The sequence below is a fragment of the Legionella resiliens genome (assembly GCF_021344005.1).
Taxonomy (GTDB): Bacteria; Pseudomonadota; Gammaproteobacteria; order Legionellales; family Legionellaceae; genus Legionella; species Legionella resiliens.
In genome coordinates this window covers 537,912-552,842 of sequence record NZ_JAJTND010000005.1, presented here as the reverse complement: position 1 = coordinate 552,842, position 14,931 = coordinate 537,912, and the positions used below count along the sequence as shown (strand labels likewise).

Genomic DNA, 14,931 nt, shown 5'->3' with positions numbered 1-14,931 from the left:
CGTACTACGGTATAAGGCACAGTACTTAGGCAGAGTGGTTATAGTTTTGCGGAACACCCACGAACACGTGCTGGGAAGAGGAGGTAGTGATAAGGTTAAGATTATTGTGTGCACTACCCCTTGGTTTTCTTTACTTAAATGATGGGAATTGGTTGCTTTGCGTATGTAAAATTTCATTTTGTAACTCCATAATTTTATTGAGGTATATCTTTTCTTTACTGTGCTCATCTTTGAATGATGCTTTTTCTTCGGGCGTCATTCTAAGTAGGAGTTGGATGTACTCATCATTTGCGGTCTGTGTCTGAGGTAAATAGGTGGTCGATAATGACCCTGTTCGTACAAGTTCAATCAGATTTGGGCTAATCGATTGTTGTTTGATTAAGGGATGCTTGGGTAGGGCTGATTTGCTTTTATTTTCAGCATCTTCTTTAAGATCCTTTAAAACGGTACTCAATATTTGCAAAAACTGAGTTAATCCTCTAACTGGATTGATTACTCCAAGTGAAACCTCGCGAAGTATATTCAAACTTTTTTCCCTTAATGCATTTTCTAACAGATCATCCAGATCATTGACAAAAGGAGGCAATTCGACTGTGGCGTTCAGACTATCCATAAAATGTGTGTCAGACAGTAAACTTTTATGTTTTTCTCCTGTTTGTTTATTTTGATAAATAGTTGTATCCACTAATGAAGGAATCAAGCTGCTATGACATGCCTCAGAGATACTTATATTACTTCGTGTGGTGCGTCCTCTACCATGTTGCAATGTTGTATGCCCATAGGTTGGCAAAATCCCCGTTTTATAATAAGCAATTAATGTGTAAAAAAATAAATCAACACGTCGATTTGCATGTTCAATAATATTTTGTTTCGACATGATAAGAAGCGCATTGTGATCGCGGTGCTTTACAGCTAATTGATAATTTGAATAAGGCAAGTTGAGTGCAGCGCTGTAATTGTCTTTATATTCAGAGCGATGCCGTTTTTTAGTCGTAAACTGTTTGTGTTCCTCTGCTTTTAATTTTGTAAAAAATAGCGGATTGAGTGCTTTTGTCACAGGGGGGGCTATTGTTGTTATTTTTTGAGCTGCAACCGATGGTTTTGATGTTTTTTTTTGCGAAAGCATTATTTGAGATTGAGGCGTTTTAAATACAGAGCTCGCTGATCTGATGGCTTTATTAATTTTAAATATTTGTCTCATTTTAGGTCCCTCCGAGATTGCTGCTATAACACTAGAACTGTTTCCGAAATTCTATTGCAGACTTTCTTGCACTTCGCTCTGCAGCGAATTTCGAAAGAGGTCTATGACACTTATTCCCAAGATGTCTCAAGTTATCTTTACATAAAGTGATATAATTTGACAAGAGTGTAGTTTATGGGGCAGATTGATTGTTTTCTTGATTTATGAGCTTTTTTTCTTATTTGGCTTTTCTGCAGATTTTCTCTTTTTCATGCTTTCTTTTAAAAGCGAAATAAAGTCCACTACATCTGCAGAGCTTTCCTTGGCAACCTCAGCATCTGCCTCTTTTTTGATTAGTGGCTGTTTTGCTATTTGTTGATCAAGCCATTTCTTCAACGCTTCACGATATTCATTATGGTATTTTTCAGGCTGCCATTTAGTAGTCATTTCATTAATTAAAGTAACAGCCATTTTTATTTCTGATTGGGAAATCTTATAATTTTTAAAATCTTCTTTCGGAACATCCATTTCTTTTTCCTCACGTATCTCATTTTTAAAATGAATCAAGTACAAAAGTAGGGAGTGATGATGAGGAAGGATTAAACAAATAGATTCTTTCGTCCGAATAATGACTTTCGCAACACCTGCTTTATTTGTTTTTTTTAATGACTCCCGCAATAATACATATGCTTTTTTATTTTTGCTTTCTGGGATAAGGTAATAAGGCTTCATCAAGTAAAGACTATCAATTTCCTGAAAATCAACAAATTCCTCAATGTTGATTGCTTTAAATAAATCTGGACTCGCCTTTTCGAACTTTTTTTCATCGACAACGATGTAACGGTCTTTTTCAAATTCAAATCCCTTCACCACTTGATCCCAAGGAACTTCCTTGCCGGTTTTTTCACTAATTCGTTGATAATGTACTCTGGATTTCGTTTTTTTATCAAGCAAATGAAATTTAAGCTCATCTTGCTCCTCAATGGAATACAACGAAACCGGTATAGAGACAAGCCCAAAGGAAATCTCGCCTTTCCAGATTGATTGAGGCATGCTTAATCCTTAATTACATTTCTTATTCAAAGAGTAGACTATTTTTAAAAGTCGTAGAGGAGTGGATTAAGTAAGGAAAAACGAGATACTGAATTTGATAGATTATTGATCGGGATGGCTAAATGTACACTGTACTAATCGTTCCAATACTTGTGCATCGTGGGGCGCAACTACTTTTTCATCGTTATCCAAATAGCAAAAAATTTTTTTAACCTGTTGCTGCCAACTGGAAAATTTATGAGCATAGTTTAAAAGCGATTTTTCTTCATAATGACCAGAATAGGGTTGGAGATGCGGTCCATGCAATCTTAAGTAGATAAAATCACTGGTTATAATTTCTGGACACTGAAATCCCTTATAATCATAAAAACAAAGTGCAATATTGTTTTTTGTGAGTAAATCATAAACTTCCTGACGTAACCAACTTTTATTTCTAAACTCAAATGTATAATCAAAGGATTCAGGTAATCCTTTAATAAATTGCTCCAAACGTTCCAGATTAAAGGGCCAATAAGGTGGGAGTTGAAATAAAACGGGTCCTAATTTTTCTTCTAATCCTTCAAGTACTTGCAACAAATAATTAACACTGTCCTGGACATCTTTAAGCATTTTTATATGAGTTAAATAGCGGCTGGCTTTACACGAAAAAATAAATTTATCCGGGGTCGTCTCTTTCCATTTCGTAATGGATTTTGGGGTAGGTATGCGATAAAAACTGCTATTAAGCTCTACGGTATTAAAGATATTTGAGTAATAGGTTAACTCATCTTTTTCTGCAAGAGACTTAGGGTAGAAAACTTCTTTCCAACCATTATAGACCCATCCTGAGGTACCAATATTAACAAATGGCATGCTAACCCCTCAAAACTATTCCTGATAGGAAATCCCTAGCATATTTAGACCTCGTGCAATGTCATCAGCCACAGTGGGTCTGGATAACAAATATTCCCCGGTATGCTCAGTCAATTCATCCTCGGCGAAATTAAGCGCATCTTCCCATTCTTCTTGAGTGTAATCTCCGCGGCCTAAATACATTAATGCGACTAAAGTTGCTTGCTGATCAGGACGTAAATTATCAATGAATTCTATTGTTTCTTGATAAACCGGATCATCTTGATGATCAGCTAATACATAGAGTGCATCCATTTCATCAGTGACTTCCGGAAAGCTGACGTCTTCTTTAGCCTGAAATTGTCGTGCTTTATCAAGAAGATCACGAATTGTTTCCGTATCAAGACTTAACATACTTATCTCCTTATTTCATATGTTTTCCAATAATAATAGCTTAAATAAAATATAATTTATTAATCGCGATCCTCAGGATTCTTCATGCTGTCAGAGTGATTTTCAGGATACTAATGAGTAAATTTTTTAGAGATTTATTGAGAGTTCAATGAAAAAGTTATAGAACTCGTACGAGTTCTATAACTGAATTATTTATCTGATATGTCGGGTAGCCATGCTTTGATCGTCTAATATTGGCAACTCTTCCGCTGCCACTAATTCAGATTGAAAAGTTAGGGCAGAATAGGCTTTAGGCTCTATTTGAGAGATTGTTGCTAATAGGCCATGCTCAAATAATTGCATGAGTTGTGTTTTATCTGAGGTATTTGTCAGATTATGAATTTGGGCACGAAGTTGATGCATACCCTGCCAATCAAAGCGTGGTTTCTCATCAAAATAATGTTCAAACAGTTCTGAAGCTTGTGTTTTTAGTTCATGAAGTTGTTCAAGTAAAGGTTTATATATATTGATTTCATTAGTAAAATTTATAGATAAATAAAGCTTCGGATGGAATGCAACCATTTGTTTGAAGATATTTTGATGAAAACGCTCCATCAGTGCAATTTTTTCGCTGTCCAATGGCAGCAACCTGATTGAGTTGTAAACATTTGTCAGTGAGGTAAAGTTAAAGGATCTTTTCTCAACAAAATATTGAGATTTACCCTGACAATAAAAAGTTACAGCGTCTTCTAACTGCTGTATGTCACTGAGAAGTGTTGAATTTACCATTTTTCCAATTTACCTATAGTTTATTATTATTCCTGGCAATTTAGTGTACGCATTTTTCTATTGAAGTCAATGTGAGGTTTTGATGCTCAATAACACATTATTTGCAGTAAGCTGATAACCGAATTTGAGAGATATGACTCTTTATTTTAATGACAACTCATTGATACAAAAAATAATTTTATGATGTTTTTAAAAATTAAGTCATAATAAAAGTGAATGGATTTATTTGATTAATCTCATTCAGTGACTATATTTAATATATTATTTTCACAAATTTTTTCGGTAAAGTATTGTTAACTAAGGAGGGTATCCACATGAAAAGTACTAATGAAAATCGAACTTATACTCCTAAAGAGCATCTTGAAGCAGCTGCAAGCCAATTATTAACAGAAGGGAAGAAAAAGGTGAATCAGTTGTATAAGGAAGGGGTAAACAAGGCGAATGAAGTAGAGGGAAACGTCAAAGAATATTCAGATAGCATAGTGAAGAAAATACAGGATAATCCATTAGCCTCTGTTTTGGTCGCAGGAGGAATTGGCTTTTTGTTATCTCGATTAATGAAAAAGTAATGGAAGCCTTAAAACAGTTAGAAGCCCTAATTGCCGCAAAAATATCTGTTATTAAAACAGTTTGCTCTTTAATTAGCCTTGAAGCAAGGCTGGCAGGGTTGAGCGTTTTTCCGTTATTGCTAAATATCTGTCTGCTGTTAGTCGTGCTACTTACAGTATGGTTATCTGTTATGTTCTTAATAGGTTATTTTGCATACTTGGCTTCAGGGTATTTTGTGCATTTAGTTTCTAATCGACTTCTATTATCTTTTGCATTTGTTTTACTTCTTAATGTGGGATTCTTACTGGGATTGCTTAAGTATCTATCATTTAACATAAAGAGTATGAGTTTTCAGAAAACAAGGGAATTCTTTTCGCAAGAGAGTGTTGAGCATGAAAAAATCGAGAAAGCAGATAATAGTACAAATTGAGGTGATGGACAGGTACTTACAATCCCAAAAAGATGAGGTGATTGAGCATAAAGAGTATTTTGCACAAAGCGGAATAGCTCGTTATCACCTAATCACTCCAATAGTCCTTGTTTCTGCTTTTTTTATAGGTTGGAGAGCAGCGCGAATACAATGGAGTGGCAAAGTGACGCACCAAGCAGTAGAAATTGGAGCATTAGCTTTGCTTAACTCTTTTAAAAAAACAGTGGTCTCTCTTTTTACATAATGTAGTGAATTGCAATAAAAATCGCTACTTGGATTTTTCAAAGCGTTTCGTATTGTACTTTTAATCCTTTCAGTGCTGAAAATTTTACTTTGCTCTTATCTTGTTAAGAGAGGGGGCCTTCTGAAATTGTCCAATAATCATTAATTAATTTTAATATTTCTATGATTTTTTTGGAATCTGCTGGTTTTGCAATATACCCTGCAATACATTTTTCGTAAGCCCTTATTTTATCTTCTATTTGTTGAGACGTTGTAAATACAACTACAGGAATGAATTTAAATAACTTATCCCTTTTAATAATATCTAGAAACTCCAAACCATTCATTCGCGGCATATTTAAATCTAAAATGATAAGGCAGGGTCTCCCAATTTCCTTAAGATAGATCAAAGCATCTTCGCCATTTTCACGAATGGCGAGTTCATTGGTTATCTTAAGTTCTGCAAGGGCTCTTTGAATTGCCATTTGATCGATTTGATCATCTTCAATAAGGAGAATTGGTTTTGTTGAATACATTATTACCCCGCACTTACTTTTTCTTTATTTAATGTAAAATAAAAGGTGGTTTCTTGTCCAACTATTGAATTAAACCAAATTTTTCCACCATAAAGCTCTAAAATTTTTTTGGCAAGCGAAAGACCTATTCCCGTAGATGAGTATTTTTCTTTACTTTGTAGTGTTTGGAAAAGTTCAAAAACTTTGTCTTTATATTGTTCATCAATTCCTATTCCATTATCTTTTACAAAAAATTTCCACTCTTTAGAATGCTCGGATACTCCAATTTCTATTAGCCCTTGTTTCTTATCATTGTAAATGATGGCATTGCTAATTAAATTTTGAATTATTTGATATATATGAATTTTTTCTGCATAGATAACAGGAAGATCTTGCTGGATTTTTATTTTAATGTGTTTGGGAGGCATTAAAACCTCTTTAACTTCTTCAATTAATTTATTTAAATTAATTCGCTCAGGTTCTCCTTGAACATGTCCTATTCTTGAATATTCCAGTATCCCATCAATTAAAGCTTGCAGTTTTTTAACTCGGTTATCAAGCAGTTCTAAATAGTTCCTTCCTTTGGAATCTAATTTTTGTTTGTATTCTTCAATAATCCATTCAGATATCGTAGCAATTCCTCTTAAAGGTGCCTTTAAATCGTGAGATACTATATAGGCGAACCGTTCAAGCTCTGCATTGCTCCTTTTTATCATTTGTTCATTATTTTTACGTTCAGTTATATCAATAATAGAGGCTAAAACAAAGATTCCTGACTCTGTTTTTAATGGATTTAAGCCAATTTCAACAGGAAATTCAGTGTCATCGCTTCTCAAGCCATATAAATCACGACTAGTTCCCATTGCTCGTGTTTGGGGTTTCATGAAGTAAGCCATACGATATTTGGGGTGATTGGCACGAAATCGGATAGGTATAAGTGCCTCAATTTTTTGTCCAATTAAGTCTTCTTTTTTATACTTAAACATTTTAAGAACTTGTCTATTGGCAAGTTCTATTTCTCCCATTTTATTTACCATCAAAATTCCTGCTGGGGTCGATTCAATCGCCAACCGGAATTTTTCTTGTTCTTTTTTTCTTTCCGTAATATCAACAACAGACGCTAAAACAAAGCTTCCATCTTCAGTAATTAATGGATTTAAACCAATTTCAACAGGGAACTCAGTACCGTCTTTTCTTTGACCGAAAAGATCTCGTCCTGCGCCCATGAGCCGTGCTTTGGGATTTTCAAAAAAAACAAGTCGATGTTCAGGATGCTTTGCTCTGAATCGTTCAGGCACAAGAATTTCTATTTTCTTGCCCATTAATTCATGTTTCTCATAGCCAAACATTTTAATAATTTGCGAATTTAAAAGTTCAATTTCCCCAGCGCGATTAATCATTATCATTCCAGTTGGAGACGCTTCAACAGCCAACTCAAATCGCTGGGTCAGTCGTTTTCGTTCAGTAATATCTACAACGGAAGCAAAAACTAAAACTCCCTCATCTGTTTGTAAAGGATTTAAGCCAATTTCAACAGGAAACTCAGTTCCATCCTGCCTTAATCCATAAAGATCACGCCCAGCCCCCATTAAGCGTGCCTTAGGATCTTTAAAAAAATCTTCCCGATATTGCGGATGGTTTTCTCTATAACGCGCAGGGACAAGAACCTCTATGGGTTTTCCCAAAAGTTCAGATCGAGTATAGCCAAACATTTTCTCGATTTGTTCATTTACAAGTCTTATATTACCTTGAACATCAATTACAAGCATACCATTTGGGGCAGCTTCCACAGCTAATTCAAACTTCTTTTGCTCAGGGGTTACAAATGGAATTTCTCTGATAATGGACGCTGCGCCTATTACCTTACCGGAATCATCTTTAATTGGAGAGACAGATATGGAGACTTTGATCTCTGTTCCATCTCTTTTCAAGCGAACAGTTTCATAATGATCTATTTTCTTACCTTCTTTAATTTTTGTTAAGATTTGCTGAATCTCATATTTTCTATCAGTAGGGATAAGGTAATCTATTGATAAACCGATAATTTCCTTGGCTGTATATCCATACAGATTTTCAGCTGCTTTATTCCAGCTGATAATTGTGCCTTTCAGATCTTTTCCGACAATAGCATCATTACTGGATTCAATAATTGCAGCGTAAAAAATGTCTTTAGCTGTTGGATTCCTATTTATTTTCATAAAATATATTCATGAGAGCCATTTTGATTGCATTAAGTTTTCAATCTACAATATCTTGAATTCAGTAGTAAATTCAACCGCTAATTCGCAACCCGATTTCTAAAATGAAATTTTATCTTTTAACCATCACTTTTGGGAAATTTTTATACTTGACGAAGAATATAATTTTTCCTAATATTATTTGACACAAAATAAAAATTGTATTTTTTTTGATCAGTCCAAAAGTTCGTATTTTCTTCGATTTATTTAATAAAAAAATGAATTTTGTAGCTGTATATGTAGCGGTAGGTGTAGCTGTATGTGTAGCTGTATATAAAGGAATTTTATTATTTAAATATTAAGGAGATAACCGTGAATCATAAAGCTATTAATGAGTTAATAGAACGCGCAAAAAAAGACCCTAAATTTTTCCATTCTCTTGTCTTTGAACCCGAAAAGGTATTAGGTTCACTGGATAGTTTGGATAGGCACAGTCGAGGAAGCATCGTATCTTCAAATGTAGAAGCACTTTTCGCAAATATACTTGGTCTTGAAGGGTGTGGTAACACTTGTTCTACGAGCTGCGATAATACCTGTGGTCAAAGTTGCGGATATACAACGAATATCACTGCAGCTGAAAAATTAAAAAGTAGCGTTTATTTTTCTCACTCTAAAGACGCGCTGGAAGGTTGCGGAAACACTTGCTCCAGCAGTTGCGATAATACATGCGGCCAAAGCTGCGGATACACCACTAACCTTACTCTTGAAAGAGAGAGAATGACACACGCAGCTGGTGCAGGCATGTGGGAAGGCGGCGGTGCGTTAGAAGGTTGTGGTAATACCTGCAGCAGCAGTTGTGATAATACATGCGGCCAAAGTTGCGGTTACACAACAAGCCTCCAAGGAAAGTTTGGAGGAAACATTCGTTAAAATTGAACGATAAACTTGTTTGGCAAGTCAAGATTTGACTTGCCAAATTTTTCCGAAATTAGCAGTCGTAGTCAAGGAAGATATCATGAACAGGGAACAAATTACCAAATTGATTGACCGTGCTAAAAAAGATCCTGAGTTTTTTCATAAGCTGGTGTTTGAACCAGAACAGGCAGTCAAAGAACTAAAGAAAAAAAATTCCTCAGGTGACGAGATAATTCTACACGCGAATCTTCAAGCTATTGTGCAAGGATTAGTTGGTAAGATTCCTATGACAAGAGCAGATAGTAACAAAACCCCTTATTTTGATTGTCCGCAAACTTGCGGAGAAACCTGTGCAGAAAATACATGTGGTCCTACATGCAGCGTCACAAAAAATGCTAAAGAAAGAAGTCACGTTGCGGCGCTGGAATCAGCGAGATTTGGCGGTGGCTATTTAATATGTGACGAAAATGTAACGTGTTGTTGTACTTCTGGAACTTGTGGTAGCACATGTGGCGGCAGTACGTGTGATGTGACTTGTTCTGGTGATAGTTGTGGCTCTACCTGTGGGGATAGCTGTGGCTACACCTCTCATCTCCAAATGCGGTAAACAAAATTTACGAATCCGTTAGGGAACAATTATGGCATATATTGAGCAAGTTAAGGATCATAATAATTCTTTAAATAACAGTGCAAAAGATGTTGATTATGCAAGTTATCTACGCTCTTTTGCACTGGAAGCCGAATTACGTGGTCCTTGGGCATCTGTTGGCAAAACTGATCGAATACAGGGATGGAAATTACACATCTCCACGATACCCGGAGAGGCAATTCAATTATTGGACCGTATTATTCCTTGCCTTTTAACGCATAAAGTACCTTCTTTTAAAATTGCAAGGGATACCATGACTTTAGGCTATCTCAATGAAGGGGAGTTAGGCAGGACCCAAATAGGTAAATTTATGACGATTTACCCAAGGGATGACAAGCATGCCGTTCAATTAGCCCAGGAACTTGTTCAATTAACTCAAGGTATGCTTGGCCCGCGCATTATCTCAGACATGCGTTTAGGTGATATCGTTTATACGCGATATGGCGGTTTTAATCCGATTGTTAAACGCGATCGCTTAGGATTAATGCGCCTTATGATCTATGCCCCCGATCAATCACTACGAATTGATGAATACCAAGTGCCATTCAAATGTCCTGAAGGTGTAGAGAACCCATTTAAAGATTGGCGTCTTGAAGTAACTCAGAATGATGATTTGCCTGAGTCTGTACACCTTGTCGATGGAAGACCAACCAAATTATTTGGTCCTGGTTATTTAATTTTGGACATCCTGCGCGATCAACCCAAGGGAGGGGTTTATAAAGTTTTGGATTTACGCTGCCAGGATTCTGTCGGATTAAAAGTTCTTAAACAGGGCAAACAATTCTGTATGACTGACCATTACAATAGAGATATGCGCACCCGGTTACAACGGCAGGCTGAACTGCACGCTAATCTTAGTCAACATCTTTCTATTCCTTCTGCTGATGCTTACTTTGAAGTCGAAGGAGATGGTTATTTACCGCTAGAGTGGGTTGAAGGGAGGAGCATTGAAACATTTGCTGTGCAAACCTTAGGAGGGTCTACCTTCGGCACTCTCCCGCTCGACAAGAAAATGTTATTACTCAATTGGTGCCAAAAGCTTCTAGGCGTTGTAAATCAGCTGCATAAGGAGGGCTATGTACATCGCGACTTAACTGCATCCAATATTTGGCTTGCGGAGAATGGCGAGCTTTATTTGCTTGATTTAGAACTATGCCATGCTTTAGACGACCAATCTCCCGCTTTTGGACTCGGTACCGCTGGTTTTATGTCACCACAACAGGCAAATCGAGAGCCTCCAGCGATCGGAGATGATTTATATGCTATTGGATGCCTGATGCTGTTAGTCTTAACCGGTATCGATCCACGCCGCATTGTTAGGAATAATAATGACCATTTGCTCGCTTGTTTACAGGAAATGACCCAAGGAGCTCCGTTGCCATTGCTGAAAGTTATAATAGATTGTATTAGTAGTGACCCAGAAGTACGTCCTTCACTCGAAGTGATTGCATCGGTGCTTACCCAGTCAATTGCAGATTTAAAACCCAAACATGCGCCAACAAAAAATCCGAAGGAACCCTTCTTAACTCAAGAAGAAATACACAATACATTAGTAGAGGGTACTCGAGGCTTATTACAATCTGGCGCTATTCAATCTGAAACGGGTCTTTGGTTATCGGTATCCATAGAAAATGGGGCGCAACATCAAATAAAACACCGCTATAGTCAGCAATATGAATTTCGACGAAGTGCAAATCGCGGTGTGGCTGGAGTTGTATATGCATTGAGCCGTTTGGAGCACTTTGGATTTTTACCTCAAGAAGGCAAGTTACGAATTCAGCAAGCTATAAATTGGTTGATTTCAGATCAATATACCGTTGATAGTGAACTACCTGGATTGCACTTTGGCGCAGCTGGTGTCGGTGTTGCTTTGACGGAGGCGATTTCATCAGGTATTCAGAGTTCCGATGAATCGTTAATTAAAGTCATTCATACTTGTTTGAATAAAACTGTGGATTGGCCTGATGTTACTCATGGCGCTGCGGGTCAGGGAATAGCAGCAATGTATTGTTTCGATCGGTTGGGCATACCATCCTTTCAAGAAAATATAAAACCGTGTGTTGATTATTTAATTACAAGTCAGCTCGCTGATGGTTCATGGATTATGCCAGAAGGTGTACCTGGAATGTCAGGAGAAGTTTTATCTGGTTTTGCTCATGGTGTTGCAGGTATTGCCTATTTTTTAACTGAATTTTCTGCACGAGAAAATGACACTGCAGCGCGGACAAGTGCTCTACGCGCAATAAATTGGCTACAGCAACAGGCAATTCATCAACACGTAGGGGAAGACTCTCTTCTCATGTGGACTTACAGTACAAAGAATCCTGCTATGTGGCGCTGGTGGTGTCATGGTGGCCCGGGTATTGCATTGACCTTTTTACGCTTCTATGAATTGACAGGTGAAGAAGAGTATGCGGATTTAGTTCGTCACGCATTAAGAATTCATCCTATCCATTTGCGCTATCCTAATTTTAGCCAATGTCATGGGTTAAGTGGATTAGGAGATATTTATTTGGAAGCATTTCGTGTATTAGGTGATGAGGAATGGCTCGAGAGAGCAGCATTGGTAGCGAAATTTCTGTATGCAATGAGACAAACAACAGAAACAGGGGCGTATTATTGGTTAACTGAAGATCCTCATGTTGCCACGGCGGATTTGATGGTCGGAAGTTCTGGAATTCTGCATTTTTTCTTACGATTACTCCACCAAGGAAAACAAATAGGAGTACCTTTATTGCTGAATCCAGTAAACAAATAAGGAGATTAATGATGAATAACCCACAGGTTGGTGAGTTTTGCTGGAACGAACTGGTTACCAATAATGTCATCGCTGCAAAAGAGTTTTATAGGCATGTACTAGGTTGGCAATATACCGAAGAAGCGGTAGGCGATACGATCTACACTTTATTTAGAACGAGCACGGGCGATAAATCAATAGGGGGGATTTTGGAAATACCCCAAGAGGAACAAGATAAAATTCCACCTCATTGGATGACATATATTTTGGTAGAAGGTATAGAAGACACCTTAGCCAAAGCAATAAAGCATGGGGCAACGGTAAAAGTCCCTGCTACCAAAGTGGGTGATTTTGGTTTATTTGCAGTGGTTGCCGATCCAACAGGTGCTCATATCGCGTTTTGGGAGTCGATAAAAAGTTAAAATGCTTCATGAGTACTAAGGTCTGCTTCCCTCACCAAATAGTGCGATCGGAGACCGAGTATCCTCCATCAATCGGGATGATTGTCCCAGTTATGAAGTCTGAGCCACTTGAGGAGAGAAAAACAGCTAAAGGGCCAATATCTTGAGGTTGGCCCCATCTACCCAGAGGTGTTTTCTTCCTGATTTCCTCACCTCTGTCCGTTTGGGGTAAGGAACCGTTAATTGCTGTTTCAAACCAACCTGGTAAAATAGCATTAACCTGGATATTCCAGGGACCAAGTTCTAATGCAAGCGAACGCGTTAGACCTAATATTCCTGTTTTTGTGGTGGCATATCCAATGGAGTTCGGGTGGCCAAACAGAGAATACATAGAGCCTACATTGATAATTTTACCATGATGTTGGGTTTTCATAAGACGAACTGCGCTTTGCGAGCAGAGAAAGACCGAGGTAAGATTGGTGCTTATGAGATACTCCCATTGTTCCAGTGAAAGATCTAACAGGTGTTGATCTTCATAGATCCCCGCATTGTTAATCAATATATCCAGTTTTCCAAACTGGCCGGATATCGTTTTAAAACCCTCATGAATACTTTCTTCATGACTTACATCCATCATAAGTGGGATGAGATCCTGTGTTTTGGCTTGTTTTAGCTTTTCCTGATCTCGACCGCAAACAATTACTTGTGCTCCAGCCTTTCGTAAGGCGAGTGCCATGGCAAGACCTAGCCCACCATTTCCACCTGTGATCAAGGCAACACATTGGTTCAAATTATCTTTTGAGTTCATAATGATGATGCACCTTTTTGATGGCAGTTAAGAATTCATCCAGATCTTCTTTTTTCAATGTGGGCGAAAGCGCAATATCAATATATGATTGAATGTTTCTAAAACTGTCAGGATAAAGATTTGGAATTTCGTGTTTTGCTACATCCTTAAATAAATAAGCCCAGTCCCAAAATCTTCGAACATTGATTTTAGTGAGGTCTCCAAGAGCTTTTGTATCGATCCCTTCTGCAGTAAGTGCTTCAGCAAACCAGCAACAGTCTTCTATTGAGCCATCCAATTCCAACAGTAAATTATCACCAAGCGGCAATGCAGCTTCATTCCAAGTACCACGTGGTCTTAAGCATTTTAAATTTACAATGTTTTGGATGACATAAGTATAATTTTGGGTGAGCAAATTGAGCCGCTTATTGAGTTTTTTTAATTGAGATAATCCAAGCGCACCACGGATTTCATCTAAACGAAAATTAAATACAGGTATCGCGGTACAATCAATGGGGCAAAGTTGATTGGAGAAGTGCTTTTCATAAAGACGTTCATAGGCTCCAGATAAAATAACACATTTTAGATAGAGATCCTTGTTGTTGGTTAAGATAAATCCTCCTTCTCCAGTATTTAATGATTTATCCGATTGGGTACTAAATGCCCCCGCCAGACCGTATGTGCCTAAATATTTATTCTTTAACTTACATCCAAGGCTGGGAACAGCATCTTCAATAACAGGTACACCATGTTGTTCGGCAAGTTCCAGAATTTGGGGAAGCGGAGCAGGAAAACCTCGCATATGGACCACTACTAATGCTTTCATATGAGCAATTTTTTTATCAAGATCCGCTAAATCAATGTGAAGATTATGATCCACTTCGATAAGGAGCGGCTTTAACCGTGCTTGGATAATCGCACTGGGTGTTGCTGTAAAGGAATACGCGGGACATCCAACTAATGAGTCATCAGGCAGCTCAAGAGCCATAAGTGGTAGCGAAATTGCTGCAGTACCAGAGCTTACAGCAAGCGCATATTCAGAATTAAAGTAATCCTTCAGTCCTTCTTCAAATTGGCCTACTTTTGTATCCTTGATTTCCCGGTTGTCATAGCGAAATAACCGCTTGCTTTTAATCACATCCAGAATTAGATTGGTATCCTCGTCATCGATGATAACATTTCCCTTGTCATAGGTTGGCCAAGGTTTTGTGCGAACTGGTGAACCTCCAAATAATGCTAATTCATTAAGGGAAGGGTGTTCTCTTTTTATACTACTCATACTACCTATCTCCATGTTACCACT

At 37.6% G+C, this 14,931-nt stretch carries 16 protein-coding genes; 7 read left to right on the top strand and 9 right to left on the bottom strand.

All coding sequences use genetic code 11. From position 1 onward, the window contains the following. Positions 1-130: 130 nt before the first annotated feature. The 5 genes from LXO92_RS14950 to LXO92_RS14930 all read right to left on the bottom strand — a co-directional run bounded on the left by LXO92_RS14950 (position 131) and on the right by LXO92_RS14930 (position 4,246). On the bottom strand, positions 131-1,201 hold the full coding sequence (locus LXO92_RS14950) for a hypothetical protein (RefSeq protein WP_232891252.1): 1,071 nt from the start codon (positions 1,199-1,201) through the stop codon (positions 131-133). A gap of 201 nt (positions 1,202-1,402) precedes the next feature. Beyond that, positions 1,403-2,233 carry a non-homologous end joining protein Ku gene (gene ku / locus LXO92_RS14945; protein ID WP_232891251.1) on the bottom strand — a complete coding sequence of 277 codons (831 nt, stop codon included), beginning with the start codon at positions 2,231-2,233 and terminating at the stop codon, positions 1,403-1,405. Positions 2,234-2,335: 102 nt separating this feature from the next. Beyond that, the gene (locus LXO92_RS14940; RefSeq protein ID WP_232891250.1) at positions 2,336-3,085 is read right to left on the bottom strand and encodes a DUF72 domain-containing protein; all 750 of its coding nucleotides are present in this window, start codon (positions 3,083-3,085) and stop codon (positions 2,336-2,338) included. Between the two features lie 15 nt (positions 3,086-3,100). Then, positions 3,101-3,478: a DUF3775 domain-containing protein gene (locus tag LXO92_RS14935; protein ID WP_182350317.1), complete on the bottom strand. Its 378-nt coding sequence runs from the start codon at positions 3,476-3,478 to the stop codon at positions 3,101-3,103. Between the two features lie 192 nt (positions 3,479-3,670). Beyond that, complete coding sequence (locus tag LXO92_RS14930; protein WP_232891249.1) at positions 3,671-4,246, bottom strand: hypothetical protein; 576 nt, start codon at positions 4,244-4,246, stop codon at positions 3,671-3,673. 314 nt (positions 4,247-4,560) lie between these two features. Here LXO92_RS14930 and LXO92_RS14925 point away from each other — a divergent pair, with 314 nt between their 5' ends. The 3 genes from LXO92_RS14925 to LXO92_RS14915 are packed head-to-tail and all read left to right on the top strand — an operon-like array spanning position 4,561 to position 5,469. Continuing rightward, positions 4,561-4,815, top strand: coding sequence for a hypothetical protein (locus LXO92_RS14925; protein ID WP_182350315.1), 255 nt, complete (start codon positions 4,561-4,563; stop codon positions 4,813-4,815). After that, a complete protein-coding gene (locus LXO92_RS14920) occupies positions 4,815-5,225 on the top strand; it encodes a hypothetical protein (RefSeq protein ID WP_182350314.1) in 411 nt (136 codons plus the stop codon). The genes LXO92_RS14925 and LXO92_RS14920 overlap by 1 nt, the downstream gene beginning before the upstream one ends. Further along, on the top strand, positions 5,188-5,469 hold the full coding sequence (locus LXO92_RS14915) for a hypothetical protein (RefSeq protein WP_182350313.1): 282 nt from the start codon (positions 5,188-5,190) through the stop codon (positions 5,467-5,469). The genes LXO92_RS14920 and LXO92_RS14915 overlap by 38 nt, the downstream gene beginning before the upstream one ends. Positions 5,470-5,572: 103 nt before the next feature. Here the strand turns inward: LXO92_RS14915 and LXO92_RS14910 are convergent, their stop codons facing one another. Then, positions 5,573-5,983: a response regulator gene (locus LXO92_RS14910; protein WP_220471039.1), complete on the bottom strand. Its 411-nt coding sequence runs from the start codon at positions 5,981-5,983 to the stop codon at positions 5,573-5,575. 2 nt (positions 5,984-5,985) lie between these two features. Then, entirely contained in the window at positions 5,986-8,160 is a 2,175-nt protein-coding gene (locus LXO92_RS14905; protein WP_182350312.1) for a PAS domain-containing sensor histidine kinase, read from the bottom strand. Positions 8,161-8,511: 351 nt separating this feature from the next. On the opposite strand from LXO92_RS14905, the gene LXO92_RS14900 reads away from it, so the two are divergent. From LXO92_RS14900 to LXO92_RS14885, 4 genes are all read left to right on the top strand, one after another. Next, complete coding sequence (locus LXO92_RS14900; RefSeq protein ID WP_182350311.1) at positions 8,512-9,069, top strand: hypothetical protein; 558 nt, start codon at positions 8,512-8,514, stop codon at positions 9,067-9,069. Between the two features lie 85 nt (positions 9,070-9,154). Further along, the gene (locus tag LXO92_RS14895) at positions 9,155-9,661 is read left to right on the top strand and encodes a hypothetical protein (protein ID WP_182350310.1); all 507 of its coding nucleotides are present in this window, start codon (positions 9,155-9,157) and stop codon (positions 9,659-9,661) included. A 31-nt stretch (positions 9,662-9,692) separates the two neighbouring features. Beyond that, entirely contained in the window at positions 9,693-12,461 is a 2,769-nt protein-coding gene (locus LXO92_RS14890) for a class III lanthionine synthetase LanKC N-terminal domain-containing protein (protein WP_182350309.1), read from the top strand. An 11-nt stretch (positions 12,462-12,472) separates the two neighbouring features. Further along, positions 12,473-12,862: a VOC family protein gene (locus LXO92_RS14885; protein WP_182352865.1), complete on the top strand. Its 390-nt coding sequence runs from the start codon at positions 12,473-12,475 to the stop codon at positions 12,860-12,862. A gap of 31 nt (positions 12,863-12,893) precedes the next feature. Here the strand turns inward: LXO92_RS14885 and LXO92_RS14880 are convergent, their stop codons facing one another. Together LXO92_RS14880 and LXO92_RS14875 are read right to left on the bottom strand one after the other, a co-directional pair. Beyond that, a complete protein-coding gene (locus tag LXO92_RS14880; protein ID WP_182350308.1) occupies positions 12,894-13,649 on the bottom strand; it encodes an SDR family NAD(P)-dependent oxidoreductase in 756 nt (251 codons plus the stop codon). Next, positions 13,633-14,907, bottom strand: a complete 1,275-nt coding sequence (locus LXO92_RS14875) for a DegT/DnrJ/EryC1/StrS family aminotransferase (protein WP_232891248.1) — start codon at positions 14,905-14,907, stop codon at positions 13,633-13,635. The genes LXO92_RS14880 and LXO92_RS14875 overlap by 17 nt, the downstream gene beginning before the upstream one ends. Positions 14,908-14,931: the final 24 nt, after the last annotated feature.

Bases quoted from the DNA above. Each gene is read 5' to 3' on its own strand.
- LXO92_RS14950 (WP_232891252.1), bottom strand. From the start codon at position 1,201: ATGAGACAAATATTTAAAATTAATAAAGCCATCAGATCAGCGAGCTCT.
- ku (WP_232891251.1), bottom strand. From the start codon at position 2,233: ATGCCTCAATCAATCTGGAAAGGCGAGATTTCCTTTGGGCTTGTCTCT.
- LXO92_RS14940 (WP_232891250.1), bottom strand. From the start codon at position 3,085: ATGCCATTTGTTAATATTGGTACCTCAGGATGGGTCTATAATGGTTGG.
- LXO92_RS14935 (WP_182350317.1), bottom strand. From the start codon at position 3,478: ATGTTAAGTCTTGATACGGAAACAATTCGTGATCTTCTTGATAAAGCA.
- LXO92_RS14930 (WP_232891249.1), bottom strand. From the start codon at position 4,246: ATGGTAAATTCAACACTTCTCAGTGACATACAGCAGTTAGAAGACGCT.
- LXO92_RS14925 (WP_182350315.1), top strand. From the start codon at position 4,561: ATGAAAAGTACTAATGAAAATCGAACTTATACTCCTAAAGAGCATCTT.
- LXO92_RS14920 (WP_182350314.1), top strand. From the start codon at position 4,815: ATGGAAGCCTTAAAACAGTTAGAAGCCCTAATTGCCGCAAAAATATCT.
- LXO92_RS14915 (WP_182350313.1), top strand. From the start codon at position 5,188: ATGAAAAAATCGAGAAAGCAGATAATAGTACAAATTGAGGTGATGGAC.
- LXO92_RS14910 (WP_220471039.1), bottom strand. From the start codon at position 5,983: ATGTATTCAACAAAACCAATTCTCCTTATTGAAGATGATCAAATCGAT.
- LXO92_RS14905 (WP_182350312.1), bottom strand. From the start codon at position 8,160: ATGAAAATAAATAGGAATCCAACAGCTAAAGACATTTTTTACGCTGCA.
- LXO92_RS14895 (WP_182350310.1), top strand. From the start codon at position 9,155: ATGAACAGGGAACAAATTACCAAATTGATTGACCGTGCTAAAAAAGAT.
- LXO92_RS14890 (WP_182350309.1), top strand. From the start codon at position 9,693: ATGGCATATATTGAGCAAGTTAAGGATCATAATAATTCTTTAAATAAC.
- LXO92_RS14885 (WP_182352865.1), top strand. From the start codon at position 12,473: ATGAATAACCCACAGGTTGGTGAGTTTTGCTGGAACGAACTGGTTACC.
- LXO92_RS14880 (WP_182350308.1), bottom strand. From the start codon at position 13,649: ATGAACTCAAAAGATAATTTGAACCAATGTGTTGCCTTGATCACAGGT.
- LXO92_RS14875 (WP_232891248.1), bottom strand. From the start codon at position 14,907: ATGAGTAGTATAAAAAGAGAACACCCTTCCCTTAATGAATTAGCATTA.